Below are 17,952 nucleotides of genomic sequence, written 5' to 3' on the forward strand. Positions count from 1 at the left end.
GCTATCCGCTTACGCTTGTACTGTTGTATCTGTATTTCTAATTTTCGTCATATAACCTATACCCGGTTGTACGTTAATTTCTTCCAACACATAGTAAATACGCTCACTACGTAATGCTTTAGAAACTTCCGATTCAGGATCATTTGCATCACCAAAGATGATTGCATTTGCAGAACAAGCTTGTTGACATGCCATTTTGATATCACCATCTTTCAATGGACGTTTTTCAATTTTAGCTTGCAATTTACCTGCCTGGATACGCTGAATACACATCGAGCATTTTTCCATTACACCTCTTGAACGAGTAGTTACATCAGGGTTAAGTACCAACTGAGTAAATTCATTATTCAAATAGTTGTCAAAACGTGAATCATTCCAGTAGTTGAACCAGTTGAAACGACGTACTTTATAGGGACAGTTGTTTGCGCAATAACGAGTACCTACACAACGGTTATAAGCCATATGGTTTAAGCCGTCTGATGAATGCACAGTCGCCAATACTGGACAAACAGTCTCACATGGAGCGTGATCACAATGTTGACAAAGCATAGGTTGGTGTACAACCGATACATTGTTCATTTGATCTTCGTTCAAATGAGCGATCTCTTTCTCTTTCGTTACAGCGTTAATCGCGCTATGACCATGAGCACCTTCTGCATGAGCTTCACCTTCCTGGTTAAAGCTGTAGTAACGGTCAATACGGATCCAGTGCATCTCTCTGCGTCTGCGTACTTCGTCTTTACCTACAACAGGAATGTTATTCTCTACGTTACAAGCAACAATACAAGAACCACAACCAGTACAAGCATTCAAATCGATTGCCATTACCCAGTTGTTACCTGGTTTTTCGTATTTATCCCATAAATCGTAAGTTTTATGTTTAGCATGGTCGTTACCCGAACCAGCAGCAGGATTCTTTTTGTATTCCGTAAATGTAGCCTCACGGATAACATTTCTACCTTCAAAAGAATAATGCGTTTGTGTTTGAGCAAGTTCTTCTCTTCTGCCAGTACCTGCTAATTTAACAGTTGTAGCATACTTTAAAGTACCATTGCTAAAGCTTACAAATGGATAAGCATTTTTACCTACATTATCTCCAGCTTTACCAACTTTGGTACGGCCATAACCTAATGCAATGGATACAGTACCTATCGCTTGCCCCGGTTGAATCAACAAAGGAAGCTCAATAGTGTAACCATTATCTGCTTTCACAGAAACGATATCAAATTCTTTAAATCCTAATTTCTCAGCATACTTAGGCGCAATAGCTACATAGTTGTCCCAGGTTACTTTCGAAACCGGATCAGGAAGCTCTTGCAAGAATGCATTGTTAGCATGTTTACCATCACGCATCGGAATACTTTCATATACCTGAAGCTGGATGTCTTTTGCTAATGCCTTGCTGTTGTTTAAAATAGATGGAGCTACAGCAGCTAAAGAAAGATTGAAAGTATATGCACCAGCCGGTTTTTCAGCAGCTGCAAATACACCCTTTTGTAAAGCTTCTTTCCAGTTTGAACCTACTGCAGGTAATATATTTTTCTCCCAGTTGTTACGAACATACTGGTAGTATTCTTTAACAGCATTGTCAGACCAAATCAATAAACTCTCTTCTGCCTGACGTGAGTTAAATACAGGGTTAATTGTTGGCTGTACAATAGAGTAAACTCCTTCGTACGAACTTGCATCACCCCATGCTTCTAAATAGTTATGGTTAATTGCAATCACATCACACAAAGTAGAAGTCTCATCCTTACGGTCAGAAAACGACACTTTCAAGGCAACTTTCGCTAAAGCATCTGTAAACGCTTTAGTGTTTGCTACATCATAAGCCGGATTGCTATCTAAGATGAAAACAGCAGCAACTTCGCCTCTGTTCATCTCATTGATCAATTCAGCAAATTCCGCATCATTACCTGCATAAAGTTTACAAGGATTATCCAAATCAATAGTAGCACCATAACTGCCGATAGCAGAGTTAATGGCATTTACTAAAATTTGAGTAGAAACATCATTTGATCCTGAAACTACAAGTGCTTTACCTTTATTTTGTAAAAGCTCCTTACCAACTAATTTCAATGCCTTATCAGCATTAACGTTATCTGGTAAAGTACCACCAGCTAAGCCAGCACCTGTAATTGCATTATATAAGGCAATCAAAGCGGGACCTTCTTCCGATAATTTTACTGGAATACGGGTATCTGCATTTGTACCTGTTAAGCTCATGCCTGCCTCAAATTGGAAGTGACGGGACATTTTGCCGTTTTTCAACGATTTATGATTTCTGTTAGAAACATATTGAGCAGTAAACTCTTCACCACTAATCCAAGTACCTAAAAAGTCAGCTCCGAAACTTACAATCAGATCTGCTTTATCAAACTTGTACTTAGGAACAACAGCTTTACCGAAACTATTCTCATTCGCTTTAATGATACCAGTATAAGAAACCGCATCGTATTGAACGTGTTTAGTATTAGGATATGCAGCGGTGAAATCAGCAATAACTGCTTTTGTAGAAGGACTGTTTACAGAAGAAGAAATCACGCGGATTTTCTTTCCTGATGCTTGAGCTTTGTTCAACTCCCCTTTTACAAACTCATCTACCTTAGTCCAGGTACTTTCGTTTTCTTTTAATAAAGGCGATTTTAACTTAGATACATCATACAGATCCAACACTGAAGCCTGTGCCTGCGCATCAGTACCACAGTTAAATGCACCAGCATTTGTATTTGCTTCTATTTTAATTGGTCTACCTTCTCTGGTTTTAACCAAAACCGGATGACCGTTAAAACTTGAAACATAGTAGTTAGGGATACCCGGAACAACCTCTTCAGGTTTAATTACATAAGGAATTGCCTTATGAACAGGGGCTGTTTGACAAGCCGCAAGTGTCACCGCACCTAATCCAAAGCCTAAAGCCTTTAAAAAGTCACGGCGAGGAGTTACGGTACTTAACCCCGCTTCATTTAAAACATCTTCTATTGGAAGTGGCTCAGCAAATTCGTTCTTGTTGTTTTCAACAAAATCCGGAGTGTTATTATACTCTTCTAAGCCTTTCCAGTATTTTTTATTGCTTTCCATTTAAGCTATATTACTGTTATCGAACGTTCTTTGTTATTAAACTCTATTAATAGTGACATTTACCACACTCTAAACCACCTAGCAATGCAGGAGTGATTTTCTCGCCTTTTTTGATTTTCTCATGGGCTTCGATCACTTTAGTATAGAATGCGTTGTCTTTACCTGAAACCTCTGCATCTTTATGACAGTTGATACACCATTTCATGGTTAGTGGAGAAAATTGATAAATTTCTTCCATTGTATCTACCGGACCGTGACATGCAAAACATACAGGCTCGTTAGGTTTTAAACCTCTTTCTTTTCTGATGGCTTCTTCACCAACTACAACGTGTTGTGAGTGATTGAAGTAAGCAAAATCAGGCAAGTTGTGTACACGTACCCACTCAACCGGTTTTTCTTTCGATTTATCGTAAGTAAGCGTATTCGGATCATAACCGATAGCGGTGTAGATTTTTTGAATCTCTGGAGAAATCTCTCCATTATACTTTTCAGTAGCTTGTACAGATTTGTGACAGTTCATACAAACGTTAACTGATGGAATAGAAGCATTTTTAGATTTAAATGCACCAGAGTGACAATATTGACAATCAATCTGATTAACCCCAGCGTGTAACTCGTGAGAGAACTTGATAGGTTGTACCGGCTGGTAACCAGTATGTACACCTGTATCCCACATTCCCATCCAGCCAAATGAACCTAAGGTTACAATTAAACATAGGATGAAGAAGAATACAAACTTCTTGTTCTTAAACATTTTACGTGTGCCGTCTGCAAAAGAAACTGGTTCTTCTTCAACAACCTCAACGCCTTGTTTCTTAAGAATCAAACGCTCTAACATTTTCACTGCACGGCCTAAAACAACCAATACAACGATAGAGATGATGATAATTAAGGCAACCCCTGCGATAGAGAATGACGAAACTTCGTCAGAACCCGCTGCTACAGCTGCACCCGCCGCCGCTTCTTTTTTCGGCTCGCCTGCTTTTGCGTAAGCAATTACACTTTTAATCTGCTCGTCAGTCAACGTTGGAAACGTTGTCATTTCAGCAGGAGAGAATTTCGCTGCCTCGATTGCAGTTTTATCACCGGCGTCAACTAATGACTTCCAGTTTCTAATCCACTTGATGGCGAAAGCTTCATCCAGCTCGGTCAGCTTTGGTGTTAATGCTGGACCAGTACTGTTACGGTCCAATTGGTGACAAGAAGCACATTTATCTTTAAATATTTTTCTTCCCTCCACTACATCTTGTGCTTGTGTTGCAGAAACGATTAAAACAGATAGAGCCGTAAACATGAACGCCGACTTCCAAACTCTTCTAATGATCAATGAGATATCCCTCATAATGAGTATTTTATGCTATTTTTTAAAAAACTTTATAACCGTTATTGATGTTTAAACCCAAGGCCTTCACCAAAACGTCCACAAAAGTAAAATTTATTAACGTACCAATGACAAAGAAATGACAGTAAATACAATTTATAATCAATCTAAATAATGCCCTTTTAATGCTTTAAACAAAGAAAATCACCAATTTCTTGCAAAAATTGGTGATCATCCAAAGGCAACAGAATATTACCTCATTTGTTATTTTGAATTACATTTTTAATATCCATGCAAATATCAGTGGAGCCACTATAGTTGCATCAGACTCCACAATAAATTTAGGCGTATCGATATCTAACTTACCCCAGGTAATCTTTTCATTAGGCACTGCACCAGAATAAGAACCATATGAAGTAGTCGAATCCGAAATCTGGCAGAAGTAGCTCCAGAACGGAATATTAGGCATTTCCATATCCTGATATAGCATCGGTACTACACAGATTGGGAAATCACCAGCAATACCACCACCAATCTGGAAGAAGCCAATTCCTTTACCTTCACTGTTCTTAATATACCAATCAGCTAAATAACCCATATACTCAATACCACCTTTTACAGTCGTCGCTTTTACTTCACCTTTCATTACATAAGAAGCAAAAATATTACCCATTGTCGAATCTTCCCATCCTGGTACTACAATTGGCAAGTTCTTTTCTGCTGCTGCAAGCATCCATGAGTTTTTAGGATCAATCTCATAGTACTGCTCCAAATCACCACTTAACAACATCTTATACATAAACTCATGCGGGAAATAACGCTCTCCAGCTTCTTCTGCATCTTTCCAGATTTTATTGATGTGTTTTTGCAACCTTCTAAATGCCTCCTCTTCCGGAATACAAGTATCCGTAACACGGTTGTAGTGGTTCTCTAATAGATCCCATTCATCCTGTGGACTTAAATCACGATAGTTAGGTACACGTTTATAATGTGAATGTGCAACAAGGTTCATGATATCCTCTTCCAGGTTAGCACCTGTACATGAAATGATGGAAACTTTATCCTGACGGATCATCTCTGCCAGTGAAATACCCAATTCCGCAGTACTCATTGCACCTGCAAGGGTAATCATCATTTTTCCACCTTCATCTAAATGTGTTTCGTATCCTTTAGCCGCATCCATCATAGCTGCTGCATTAAAATGGAGGTAATTACGCTCCATAAATTGAGATATCGGTCCTCTCGTTGTACTCATCTTAATCTATTTTGTTATGGCGGCAAAAATAGCTAAATATTATTACTTAAAACTATTTGGCGTTAAACTTGCTCTGCAGACAACGATATTTAAATCCTTTCCACTATTTTAGGCCGATGAAAAGACTTTCCATTTGCACCATATTCGTTTTAATCACTGTAAACGCGATAGGGCAAAAGAAACTGATAGAAAAATACTTATCTAACAAAACTGATACCACCCGCAAAGCGAGCTTTATGCCACTTCCTGTATTCAGGTACAGTCAGGAAATAGGTTTAGAACTCGGATTAGGTTCCCTTTATTCTGTTTATCTGGATAAAAATGATCCTACTAACAGAAGCTCCAACTTCACGGGAATACTCTCCGCCTCTACTAAGGGGCAATACAATGTGTCGTTAAAAAGCGACATCTGGACAAAAAAAAACAAATACCATTACATTGCTGAAGCTAAACTCAGACGTATGCCCTTTAATTTTTACGGCATTGGTAACGAAACTTTGCATACAGATGAAGACCGTTTGGTTCAGGACCAGCTAAAGCTGGTTTTAGAAGCAGCCAAAAAGCTCGCTCCAAATCTGTATACAGGATTTTTACTCGGATTTGAGCATTACAGCTTTAAAGATAAAGAAGTAGGAGGAATCTTCAACACCGACCCACACTTAATTGGTATAGCAGGTGGTAACGTTGTTTATGCTGGCCTTTCTCAAAGTTACGACACCCGAAATTCCAACAACTACCCTACGAAAGGATTTGTAGGAAAAGTAAGTTATCAATATGCGCCCGACTTCTGGGGCGGAGAAAATTTCACAGGAAGTCTCATAAAAGTAAACGCGAGCAGTTTCTGGTCCCTATCCCCTAAGTTGGTCTTTGGTTTAAACGGACTGTTCCATACCATACAAGGTAAAAACACCCCATTCTATTTATTACCTCAAATGGGCAATGACGAGATGATGAGAGGATATTATACGGGTCGTTATCGTGATAAAAATCTATTAGCTGCACAAGCAGAGCTCAGATACCGATACAACAACCGTCTTGGCGTTGTGATATTTGGTGGCGCCGGACAGGTCTTTGATAATGGCGGATTGGCGATTAAAAGTTTCAAACCTTCCTATGGTGCTGGCGGAAGGTATTTCTTCGATCCCGAAAAGGGTTTAAGTATGCGTTTAGATTATGGCATCGGTGAGAAACGTCCAAATGAAAAACGTCAAACCGGTTTTTACATCAGTCTGGCAGAAGCATTTTAAGCCATTGCAATTTTAAAACTTAATCTTAAAATGCTCTTTTACCTGCCCTTTTCTAAAGTAAACCAATCCTATCCAGAATAAATCAATGGTTACCGTTACATCAGGGTGGTTCTTTATTTCCGTCCAAGCCTCTTTCATGCCCTTGCTCCAGTAAATGTCATCAAAGATCAGTAAGGATCCTTCATGCACCTTAGGCAGACACCATTTAAAATAGTTAAGCGTAGCATCTTTTCTATGGTTGCCATCAATATAAACAAAGTCCAGTTTTTCCCGACCTGCGATAACTTCTGGTAGCAATACATCAAAATTACCGACTTGCAATTCAACATTCTCCAAACCTAACTCCTGGAAATTACGATAAGCGACCTTTGCAGTTTCAGGGCAGCCCTCAATGGTCACCACATCAGCATCTGGACAAGCCTTAGACAAGTAAGCGGTGGTAATACCCAGACAGGTCCCCAACTCTATAATACTCGAAGGGCGACAATCCTTTGCAAGACGATAAATCAGCTGAGCCAAAGCCGGACTTTTCAATGCATTTTTTGCGATCTGTTTTACCTTTTTAGTTCGGTCTTTATTTAAGTGAGACCCTGCCCCAAGGTCTGTAACCGTGATTAATGAATCGTCATTGAAAAGTTTTTTTCGCTGCGCTTCAATATTTTTGTAGTCTATTTTGGAGTTAAAATCGTAAATTACCTCATCAGTAAGTTTATATACAAATGGGGAATGCGTACCGTGTCTGCTTTTAGCAGTCAAGCGATGCTTTAGAAAATCACCGATAAAATTAAAAACCATAGCCGCAAAAATAGGCATTCAAAGTTGCATGTTGTAATGGAAAATAGTAAAGAAATAAATGCATTAATAAAACTGCTTGACGACCCCGATCAGGAGGTTTTCGAGCATGTTGAAAAACGCCTGATCGAATATGGAACTCAAGTAGTTGATTATTTAGAAAATCAATGGGAGCATTCTCTAGATACGACACTTCAGGAACGCATAGAAAATATAGTACACAAGATACAATTCAACAGTGTAAAAGAAGACCTTAATTTGTGGTACCATAGCGGGGCATTCGATCTTTTGCAAGGCGCTCTTGCCATTAACCGTTATCAATATCCTGATCTCGACGAACAAAAGCTTATCATTCAGATAGAAGACATAAAAAGAGAGATATGGTTAGGACTACAATACGAAATGAGCTCCATTGAGAAGATAAAGCTCATTAACCATGTATTTTACAACGTGTACGGCTTTAGCGGAAACACCAAAAATCATAACGATCCTCAAAACTCCTATATCAGCCAGGTGCTGGAAAGTAAAAAAGGAAACCAGATATCTCTGGCCATTATCTATTCCACCCTTGCTCAGAAACTGGACATCCCGGTATATGGGGTAAACCTACCTCAGCATTTCATTCTAGGTTATATCGATGAGAGTAAACGTGATGAACAAGAGTTTGGCGTGCTATTTTACATCAATGCTTTTAACAAAGGTGCTATTTTTGGCAAACACGATGTGGATCAGTTCCTTCGCCAGCTAAATCTTGACCCGCTGCCCGGATTTTATGCGCCATGCAGCAATGTCGAGATCATTAGAAGGATCATTCGCAATCTTATTTCAGCCTACGAAAACCTGGGATCAACAGAAAAAGTTGAGGAGTTGAAACAGCTTCAAGAAATCCTGAACAGTGATAACCTATAAAAACTTATTGACCTTCATCCAATTCTCCAGACTGCTAAACCACTCTTCTTTAGTGGTTTTATTTTTCAGCCCAAAACCATGTCCACCGGCCTGGTAGATATGCAATTCACCCTTAACGTTTGCGTTTACCAAAGCCTGGTTAAATAGAATGCTATTTTGTACCGGAACCGTACGGTCATCATTCGCATGAACCATAAAAGTTGGCGGAGTTTCTGCATTTACATGCTTATCATTAGAAAAATATACTTTCAGCGCTTCATCATTACCAACCAAATTCTTAGCAGAGCCAGCATGGGCAGATTCAGTAAATGAAATGACCGGATACATTAAAATTGAAAAATCAGGACGAAGACTAACACCCTCCTTATCTTCAATTTTAACATCTTTATAATGTACGGTTAAACTTGAGGCAAGATGTCCACCTGCCGAAAAACCCATTATACCTATTTTTGATGGATCGACACCCCATTTACCTGCATCTTTTCTTACCCGGTACATGGCCTGTTCCACATCCTGCAGCGGCCCTATAGATCTATTCTCCATAATTGCGTCACTAGGCAAACGATATTTAAGTACAAAAGCGGTTACTCCTATTGACGCGAACTTTTCCCCAATCTGATAGCCCTCATGGCCCATAGCCAATCCTGAATAACCACCACCGGGACAAACGATCACAGCAGTTCCATTCGCCTTCCCTTTTTCAGGCCGATATACCGTAAGTGTCGGTACTGACACCTTTGTGATGCCAGCTCCTCTTTCCCCCCGATCCACGGTCAGCTCCTGATAATCCGCTGGTGTTGGCTTCGCTCCAGGAATTTTCCCAGAATAAAGTGGTAATACCTCCTGGGCCAACAGCCCATTTACAGATAACATTAACGTCATGAATAGTCCGCTTAAATACTTCATTTTTAAAACTCCATTAAATATGCTTTCAAAAAGTCATTCAACTCCCCATCTAGCACAGCTTGAGGGTTTGAAGATTGGAAATTTGTTCGGTGATCTTTTACCCGTCTATCATCCAGCACATAGCTTCTAATTTGCGAGCCCCACTCTATTTTCTTTTTATTGCCCTCAATTAATGCCGTTGCCTCCATGCGCTTACGCATTTCAGCTTCATATAACTGAGATTTCAATAAACGAATTGCATTCTCTTTGTTTTGTAGTTGAGACCTCGACTCCTGGTTCTTAATAATAATGCCCGAAGGTTTGTGGTGCAAGCGCACGGCAGTCTCCACTTTATTTACATTTTGTCCACCCGCTCCACCAGAACGGAATGTTTCAAACTCGATCTCTGAGTCTTTTACTTCAATCTCAATTGTATCATCCACCAAAGGATAGACATAAACAGAGGCAAAAGAAGTATGCCTACGGGCATTCGAATCAAAAGGAGAAATTCTTACCAAACGATGAACACCGTTCTCCCCCTTTAGGTAGCCATAAGCAAACTCACCAGAGAACTGTAACGTTACAGATTTAATACCTGCAACCTCACCCTCCTGAGAATCTTGTTCCGTAATTTTATAGCCGTTCTTTTCACCCCACATCATATACATACGCATCAGCATATAGGCCCAGTCGCAGCTTTCGGTTCCACCTGCTCCCGCAGTAATTTGCATTACGGCAGGCAACTGATCCTCCTTACTTTTTAACATATTTTTGAGTTCCAGATCCTCGATGGCTTTTAAACAGAGCTGATATTGCTCATCCATCTCTTCCTCCGTTGCGTCTCCACTTTGAAGGAAATCAAAAAGCACCTGTGTATCTTCCAGCAAGGCGTTTGCCTTTTGCCAGGCATCGGTCCATACCTTTTTAGCATTAATCTCTGCTATATGCCTTTCCGCTTTCTTAGGATCATCCCAAAAATTCGGCTGCAAGGTAAGCTCCTGTTCAATACGAATGTCTTCTAGTCGATTATCAACGTCAAAGATACCTCCTCAGCGACGTTACCCTGTCCCTTAAATCCTGAATTTGTTCTTTTGTCATAAAGACAAATATATAATATTTATCATACAAAAAGGGTTGAATCAAAAGTACTTTCAATCCAACCCTCTTGCAATTTTATGTTGTTACCTTAGCTAAAAAGGCCCTTCAATTTATCAACGACACCCCCTCCAGCTTCACCTTCCTTACCCCCACTGAAAAGATCGGTAATGTCCGACAACTGGAACTTACCATCAGGTCCTGATATTTTACTAATCACATCCTGAATATCAAATGAACTATCATTCGGGTCATTAGTCTTATTTACAAACTTCCCAACAATAGAAGGGATTACTGACGCTGCAATATTTTTAGCCGACTCCAAATTGATCCCCATTCCGGCCAACTTCTCGGTAAAACCAGTTGTAGCATCCTGCGCAACCGAACTGCCTTCTGCATTTCCGCCCTTAAAAGCATCAACAAGGCTGCTTAGGTTACCAGAAGATAGATGTTGCTTAATTGCATCAACAATTGACCCCGAAGCAGCAGAAATAGCAGCTTCATTTTGCTCGTTAGGCACATCACTATTGTTCACAATAGCGTCCTGAACATTTTCCTTAACCAATTGATTTAAATTCTCTAACATAGATATTTTTTTAAAGGTTTTTATAATCTAATATACCATTAATAATCCGTCCTTTATAGCAAACGTAACAGCAGCCTATTCTGTTTTAGAATATTGACTAAATAAGTAGATAGGACTTTATGAAATAAAATAAACTATTACATTTACAAAAACATTAACATTATGCTACCTACAGTAAACTTCACAGAAACCGCTGCGTATAAATACCTTGCCGATCATTTCATCGACATCAACAAGAAAAGTATTAAAGACCTTTTCACAGAAGATGAAGCTCGATTTGACAAATTCTCTCTTTTATTTGAAGACATCCTGGTAGATTATTCTAAAAATAGAATAGACGACACCACCATTGCATTGCTCATCCAACTGGCTAGAGAATGCAAGCTAGACGAAGCCATTAAAGCGATGTTTAGCGGCGAAAAGATCAACCAAACAGAAGGCAGACAGGTACTTCACATCGCCTTACGCGATCAAAGTAACGATGAAATTTTGGTAGAAGGTAAAAACGTAATACCTGAAGTATATAAGGTTCTTGATAAAATGGAGAAGTTCAGCCAGCAGATCATCTCCGGAAGCTGGAAAGGATATACCGGAAAAGCCATTACTGATGTAGTAAATATTGGTATCGGAGGTTCTGATTTAGGTCCTGTTATGGTTACCGAAGCCTTAAAAGCATACAAGAATCACCTCAATATGCATTTCGTATCCAATATCGATGGTACGCACATTGCAGAAACACTTAAAAAGGTAGATCCTGAAACAACATTGTTCCTAATCGCCTCTAAAACTTTCACTACACAGGAAACCATGACTAACGCCAATACTGCGCGCGACTGGTTCCTTGAAAATGGTGCAAAAAAGGAAGATATAGCCAAACATTTCGCTGCATTATCTACCAATGCAAAAGATGTATCGGCATTTGGTATTGATACCGAAAACATGTTCGAATTCTGGGACTGGGTAGGCGGTAGATATTCTTTGTGGAGCGCTATCGGCCTTCCCATTGCCTTAAGCATCGGTTACGACAACTTTAAACAGTTGCTTGCTGGCGCGCATGCTGCAGATCAACATTTTGAAAGCGCCGAGTTCGAGATCAATGTACCGGTAATATTGGCACTAATTGGTGTATGGTACGTCAACTTCTTTGATGCAGAAACACAGGCCATTTTACCTTACGATCAATACATGCATCGTTTTGCAGCTTATTTCCAACAGGGAGATATGGAAAGCAATGGCAAACATGTAGACCGTAATGGAAATGATGTGACTTATGAAACTGGCCCAATTATATGGGGCGAGCCTGGAACAAACGGACAACACGCGTTCTATCAGCTCATTCATCAGGGTACACGCATTATTCCATGCGATTTTATTGCCCCAGCGCAAAGCTTAAACCCCATAGGAAATCATCACCCTATCCTACTTTCAAACTTCTTTGCACAAACGGAAGCATTAATGAATGGTAAAACTAAAGAAGAAGTCGTTGCCGAACTAAAGAAAGAGGGTAAATCTGATGCAGAAATAGACAAACTGGCTCCATTCAAGGTATTTGAAGGAAACAGACCAACCAACTCTATCCTATTGAAAAAAGTCACCCCTTACAGCCTTGGAACCCTGATTGCCATATATGAACATAAGATATTTGTACAGGGCATCATCTGGAATATATTCAGTTTCGATCAATGGGGTGTGGAATTGGGCAAGCAACTTGCCAAAAGCATCCTACCAGAACTAGCTAGCGATGCGGCTATTACCTCTCATGATGGATCTACCAATGGTCTCATCAATCAGTATAAAAGCTGGAGATAAAATCATTAAACTTTTTTAATGATTTTTTGTTCTATTACAATATATTACCTAATACAACATTAAGAATAAATGCCTGCACGATTTATGGAAAATAGCTTGTGCAGGCATCCTAATTAAAAGGAAACAGTTAATCTGTACTTATAATATTGTAAAATCATTAAAAAACATAAGATGAAAGCAATTAAAAACATTTTAGTAGCAGCCACATTGCTGATTGCGGTGCAGGCAAATGCACAAACAGACAAAGAAACTACGATTAAGGTAATTAACAACCAGCATTACGTTTTCAATGCTACGTCTGCAATGCCAATGGCTAATAATGATGTTAATCGAGTGCTTAGCAGAATGCCAGGGGGCGCAGGCGGTGGAATGATCCAGCTTAGCGGATCGCAATACCAGCTTATTGTGACTAAGGATAGCGTAGAATCTTACTTACCCTATTACGGAAGGGCTTATACCGCAACCATGAACCCTGATGATGCTGGTATTAAATTCAAGTCTAAAAAATTCACCTATAAAGCTGAAAAAAAGAAAAAAGGTTCGTGGTTAATCAGCATGAACTTTAAGGACACCAAAGACACCCAATCTATGATCTTAAATGTGTCTGAGAATGGCTATGCAACACTTAGTGTGAATAGCAATAATAGGCAGTCAATAACCTTTAACGGCTTCATAAGCGAACCTAAGGAGAAAAAGAAATAATACCGATATAAGGATGACGATGGAGTATACAAAAATGGCCTTGCAAATCTGCAAGGCCATTTTTGTATCCCTTATTTTTTAGCTACCAGCTTTACTTCAAACATCTTTGGCCATTTCTTTCCGGTTACAAACAACCTTTTCCCTGCACTATCCCAAGCTATACCGTTCAATACGTTATTTGCGCGATCATTGTCGGTCTTAAAGTAATCAACTGGGAGCAAGCCCGAAAAATCAATCTGCTGCTCTATAACACCTGTTTTAGGATCAATTACGACAATAATATTCTTGGTATACACATTGGCGTAAATCTTACCATCAATGTACTCTAACTCATTCAGCGAATCCATCGGTCCGTTGTTATCATACACCTCAATAGCGGATTCTTCCCTATATGTATCCTTGTTCAGGAACCAGAGCTTATTTGTTCCATCTGACTTGATCAATTGAGTCCCGTCAAAACAAAGACCCCAGCCCTCCGCACTTGACTGATACGGAAACGTAGACAGCTGCTTAAGTGACTTCGCATCAAATACCAATCCCAAATGGCTTTCCCAAGTCAACATAATCACTTTATCACCGACCAGACTTGATCCTTCGCCAAAATACTGGTCATCCAATTTAATCTGTTGCAATACTTTTCCAGATTTCACATCCACCCAACGCAATGTCGAATGTTTCTCCTGTCCGGTACTTTCCAAAAACCTTCCATTATGATATTCCAGCCCCTGTATGTAGGCCGAAGTATCGTGCGGCATCGTATTCACAATCTGATAGCCATAAAGTGCGGGTTTAACCGCCGATTTAAGCTCTATGTTAATCGTTAAGGTATCTTTTGCGGCCCCATCATCTACAATCGCAGTAACCAGTTTATAACCTAAAGAAAGGTCCGTAGTACTTACAGAAATCGCTTCTGCATTATTTTTTACACCTACCTCTTTACCATCTAATAAATAGGTTGCAGAACTAAGTTTTGTCCCTTCAGGAACATCTAATTCAATCTTTACCTGATCTCCAAGTCCAAAAGACTGACCTTGCTCGGGCAGCTTAAATGAAAAAGTCGGAGTCGATGATCTCTCCTTACAAGAAACTGTAAACAATAAACTAAACGATAAGCAACTCAACATTGCTCTACTAAATATACTTTTAACTTGGCCAGAATGCATCTTCAATATGATTAATTTTATAAAGGTCTTTATTTTCAAAAACAATTGCAATAACGTCAAAACGAATCTCCCCCTCATGCTGCTTCATCTCTATATAGGCTGATGAGGCAAACTCAAGTTGCTTTTCTTTTTTATAATCCACAAACTCTTCCGGATGCCCATAATCCACAGAACTTCTTGTTTTCACTTCTACAAAAACTAGCGTCCCCTGTTGGTCTGCAATCACATCAACCTCTGCCCTTGCACATTTCCAGTTCGTATTTAAAATCTTGTACCCAGAGTCTTCCAAATAAGCTATTGCGATTTCTTCGCCCCGTTTGCCAAGATCATTGTGTGTTGCCATTCCTATTTTAAGATCGTAATTCCTAAATGCTTAGAGATTTCCTTTTCCACACCTTTCATTGCCATAAACTTATGCATTAAGATTTCTAAGTTCGCCGGATCTGCTTCCGTTTTAATTTCGTTGGCAATATCGGAAAGAATTCCAGCTATTTTTGCTTTTTTCAGGTGAAATAAACCACCCAAAATAGTCGATTTTAGATTTACACTTTCATCTTTAACATAAATATCATGCTTGTGCTCCCAATTCTCACTTAAAGAATAAGGCGATGTAGAAAGTGTAATCGCCAGGTCAGCAACATCACGGTCCTTACTCTGTATAAATTGACTGGCAACAGGCAAGTGTCCATTCTCAATTTCGGCTCTATACGTCTCAATGATAAGACCACAAAGCTTATCTTGAAAAACTACATCCGTTAAATTCTGGATAATGAACGATCCGATATACATATTATCAATACCGCCCCAGGTAACCAGTTCGTGTCCAAAAGCCAACAATAACCGTACAATTTCCTTTTCCTGAACCTCATCAATACTTGTCTCCACGGTTGGAGCAGGGGCTTCATAAGGCCCTGAGGTTTCAAATAAGTTATCTGGCGGCCCATCTTCATAAGGCTGATAAGCGTTGCTTTGATGTTGCTGAAAAGATTGCGTCTGTGGACTTGGCGAATTCCCCGAAGCTTTCTTAAACTTTGCAACCCGCATCTTATTGAGTTCAGAAAGTAAGGTCCTTTCCTCAACCTGCAATAAGCTACTACATTCTCTTATAAAAACCGCAGCCTTAATCTCATCAGGGATCTTGGCAATACTTTCTATAATATCTCTGATGATCCCAGCCCTTTTTATCGGGTCGGTACCAGCCTCCTTCATCAAGATGGTGGCTTTATATAGAATAAAGTCCCTACGAGTGGTTTCTATGTACTTTTTAAACTCTCCCGCCCCTACATGGTGCATGTAAGAATCAGGATCATGACCATCCGGGAAAAGTACCACTTTAACATTCAGGCCTTCTTCCAGGATCATATCCAATCCACGCAAAGAAGCTTTGATCCCCGCAGCATCCCCATCGTAAAGAATGGTTACATTTTGCGTAAACCTTCCAATCAGTCGGATTTGTTCGGTAGTTAAAGACGTTCCTGATGAGGCCACTACGTTCTCTATTCCTGCCTGATGGACAGCAAGTACATCCGCATAACCTTCCACCAAGTAACAATTGTCAAACTCCCTAATGGACTTCTTCGCATGATACAAACCATACAGCACATTAGATTTATGGTAAATATCGCTCTCCGGAGAGTTTACGTACTTTGGAACATTCTTATCTGTCTTTAAGGTCCGACCTCCAAAACCGATTACCCTACCGGTAAAGTTATGGATCGGAAACAATACACGACCTCTAAAGCGGTCGTACAACTTGCCTTTATCATTTCTGATGGCCAGTCCTGTTTTCTCCAGGTATTCTTCTCTATGCCCAGCACCAACAGCACTGTTAATCAGCGCATCCCAGGAATCAGGCGAATAGCCCACCTGGAACTTCTTAAGAATATCCTCCCTAAAACCACGCTCTTTGAAATAGCTTAAGCCTATTGCACGGCCATCACTACCTGTCCATAACTCATTAGAGAAATAGTTAGCAGCATACTCCGAAACAATGTAAAGGCTTTCCCGTGCGTTTTGGGCTTCAATATTTTGGGGCGACTGTACCGTCTCCTCTACTTCAATATTGTATTTCTGTGCAAGGTACTTTAGCGCTTCCGGGTAAGAATACTTCTCGTGGTCCATAATAAAATGGACAGAGTCTCCCCCTTTACCGCAACCAAAGCACTTATAAATCCCTTTAGTAACCGAAACGTTAAAAGAGGGTGTTTTCTCATTATGAAAAGGGCAGTTTCCAATTAAACTGGTACCCCGCTTTTTTAGCGCAACAAAGTCACCCACCACTTCTTCAATACGGGCGGTGTCCATTATTTTGCTTATGGTATCCTGGTTAATCATTCTCGCTTAAATCTCTGTTCTATTTACCATTTTTCATTTTATAGCGGCTGTCTTTCCCAACAGCCGCTGCAATAACTTATTTCACTAAAGGCAGTAAAGCGTCTGCTAAAGTCCGGTTTCCTTTATCATTCAAATGTACCCCGTCAGAAGTTAAAATACCTTTTGCCAAATCCTCTGGATTGTTTGCCATATCGTAATCCGTAAACAGCTTTCTCAAATCAGCAATTGGAAGATTATTCTTTGCCGCTAACTCTCTTACTGCGGCCGAGTATTTATCCAACTCCGTATCCATTACATTTGCGCCGTTCTTTTTCTCGCCGATCACAGCGGGTGTGCAAAGCACAACCTTAGCGCCGCCAGCCTGTATTTTATTAATCAGACCTTGATAAAATTTAACAAACTTATCATAGTCAGTACCCGTTTTAGAGGTCAACTTATGCCAAACATCATTCACTCCGATGTAAATCACCACCAGGTCTGGCTTTTTATTCAGTACATCATCCTCCATTCTCAGGTATAGATCATATACTTTATTACCGCCAATACCGGCACCAATAATTTCATATTTAGCAGGATCTAAATCCTTTTTTATCAAATCAACATAACCGCCCGGCTTTATTCCAGCCGCGGTAATGGAGTCGCCAAAGAAAATAATTTTTTTAGACTTACTTTTCATCGCAGAGAAAAGCACCGCCAAGATTAGTGCAGGCAACAACAACAATAATTTAAAAGAAGATTTCATCATTAGGTTCATTATATATGGTTTAGGGGTT

Annotated in this window: 15 protein-coding genes; 4 read left to right on the forward strand and 11 right to left on the reverse strand. The window is 39.8% G+C overall.

Features of this window, described 5'->3' with window-relative positions; translation table 11 throughout:
* Positions 1-9 precede the first annotated feature (9 nt).
* From FBD94_RS15225 to FBD94_RS15235, 3 genes are all read right to left on the reverse strand, one after another.
* The gene (locus tag FBD94_RS15225; protein WP_136880807.1) at positions 10-3,081 is read right to left on the reverse strand and encodes a TAT-variant-translocated molybdopterin oxidoreductase; all 3,072 of its coding nucleotides are present in this window, start codon (positions 3,079-3,081) and stop codon (positions 10-12) included.
* Positions 3,082-3,127: 46 nt separating this feature from the next.
* Positions 3,128-4,423 carry a c-type cytochrome gene (locus FBD94_RS15230; RefSeq protein WP_136880808.1) on the reverse strand — a complete coding sequence of 432 codons (1,296 nt, stop codon included), beginning with the start codon at positions 4,421-4,423 and terminating at the stop codon, positions 3,128-3,130.
* A 253-nt stretch (positions 4,424-4,676) separates the two neighbouring features.
* Positions 4,677-5,657, reverse strand: a complete 981-nt coding sequence (locus FBD94_RS15235; RefSeq protein WP_131608097.1) for a deoxyhypusine synthase family protein — start codon at positions 5,655-5,657, stop codon at positions 4,677-4,679.
* Between the two features lie 116 nt (positions 5,658-5,773).
* Between FBD94_RS15235 and FBD94_RS15240 the strand changes: the two genes are divergently transcribed.
* Positions 5,774-6,904, forward strand: coding sequence for a BamA/TamA family outer membrane protein (locus tag FBD94_RS15240; RefSeq protein ID WP_131608096.1), 1,131 nt, complete (start codon positions 5,774-5,776; stop codon positions 6,902-6,904).
* A 12-nt stretch (positions 6,905-6,916) separates the two neighbouring features.
* Here the strand turns inward: FBD94_RS15240 and FBD94_RS15245 are convergent, their stop codons facing one another.
* On the reverse strand, positions 6,917-7,717 hold the full coding sequence (locus FBD94_RS15245; protein ID WP_235884497.1) for an O-methyltransferase: 801 nt from the start codon (positions 7,715-7,717) through the stop codon (positions 6,917-6,919).
* An 18-nt stretch (positions 7,718-7,735) separates the two neighbouring features.
* On the opposite strand from FBD94_RS15245, the gene FBD94_RS15250 reads away from it, so the two are divergent.
* Entirely contained in the window at positions 7,736-8,605 is an 870-nt protein-coding gene (locus FBD94_RS15250) for a transglutaminase-like domain-containing protein (RefSeq protein WP_131608095.1), read from the forward strand.
* Here the strand turns inward: FBD94_RS15250 and FBD94_RS15255 are convergent.
* From FBD94_RS15255 to FBD94_RS15265, 3 genes are all read right to left on the reverse strand, one after another.
* Positions 8,600-9,511: an alpha/beta hydrolase gene (locus tag FBD94_RS15255; RefSeq protein WP_131608094.1), complete on the reverse strand. Its 912-nt coding sequence runs from the start codon at positions 9,509-9,511 to the stop codon at positions 8,600-8,602. The genes FBD94_RS15250 and FBD94_RS15255 overlap by 6 nt on opposite strands.
* 2 nt (positions 9,512-9,513) lie before the next feature.
* Positions 9,514-10,588, reverse strand: a protein-coding gene (gene prfB / locus FBD94_RS15260; protein ID WP_131608093.1) for a peptide chain release factor 2 whose coding sequence is annotated in 2 segments (ribosomal slippage) — positions 9,514-10,527 and positions 10,529-10,588 — 1,074 coding nt in all. Because the reading frame shifts where the segments join, the coding sequence is not laid out codon by codon here.
* Between the two features lie 88 nt (positions 10,589-10,676).
* The gene (locus tag FBD94_RS15265; protein WP_131608092.1) at positions 10,677-11,171 is read right to left on the reverse strand and encodes a DUF937 domain-containing protein; all 495 of its coding nucleotides are present in this window, start codon (positions 11,169-11,171) and stop codon (positions 10,677-10,679) included.
* A gap of 162 nt (positions 11,172-11,333) precedes the next feature.
* Between FBD94_RS15265 and pgi the strand changes: the two genes are divergently transcribed.
* Together pgi and FBD94_RS15275 are read left to right on the forward strand one after the other, a co-directional pair.
* Positions 11,334-12,980 (forward strand): glucose-6-phosphate isomerase, encoded by a 1,647-nt coding sequence (gene pgi / locus FBD94_RS15270; RefSeq protein WP_131608091.1) that lies wholly within the window; start codon positions 11,334-11,336, stop codon positions 12,978-12,980.
* Between the two features lie 171 nt (positions 12,981-13,151).
* Positions 13,152-13,682, forward strand: a complete 531-nt coding sequence (locus FBD94_RS15275) for a DUF4251 domain-containing protein (protein WP_131608090.1) — start codon at positions 13,152-13,154, stop codon at positions 13,680-13,682.
* A 71-nt stretch (positions 13,683-13,753) separates the two neighbouring features.
* Here FBD94_RS15275 and FBD94_RS15280 read toward each other — a convergent pair whose 3' ends face one another.
* From FBD94_RS15280 to FBD94_RS15295, 4 genes are all read right to left on the reverse strand, one after another.
* Complete coding sequence (locus FBD94_RS15280; RefSeq protein ID WP_136880809.1) at positions 13,754-14,845, reverse strand: glutaminyl-peptide cyclotransferase; 1,092 nt, start codon at positions 14,843-14,845, stop codon at positions 13,754-13,756.
* Positions 14,826-15,188, reverse strand: coding sequence for a YraN family protein (locus FBD94_RS15285; protein WP_131608088.1), 363 nt, complete (start codon positions 15,186-15,188; stop codon positions 14,826-14,828). Before FBD94_RS15285 ends, FBD94_RS15280 begins: the two co-directional genes overlap by 20 nt.
* A gap of 2 nt (positions 15,189-15,190) precedes the next feature.
* Positions 15,191-17,179, reverse strand: a complete 1,989-nt coding sequence (dnaG, locus tag FBD94_RS15290) for a DNA primase (RefSeq protein ID WP_136880810.1) — start codon at positions 17,177-17,179, stop codon at positions 15,191-15,193.
* Positions 17,180-17,255: 76 nt separating this feature from the next.
* Positions 17,256-17,924: an SGNH/GDSL hydrolase family protein gene (locus tag FBD94_RS15295; protein ID WP_165503552.1), complete on the reverse strand. Its 669-nt coding sequence runs from the start codon at positions 17,922-17,924 to the stop codon at positions 17,256-17,258.
* Between the last annotated feature and the right edge of the window lie 28 nt (positions 17,925-17,952).

Source organism: Pedobacter hiemivivus (assembly GCF_005144565.1).
Taxonomy (GTDB): domain Bacteria; phylum Bacteroidota; class Bacteroidia; order Sphingobacteriales; family Sphingobacteriaceae; genus Pedobacter; species Pedobacter hiemivivus.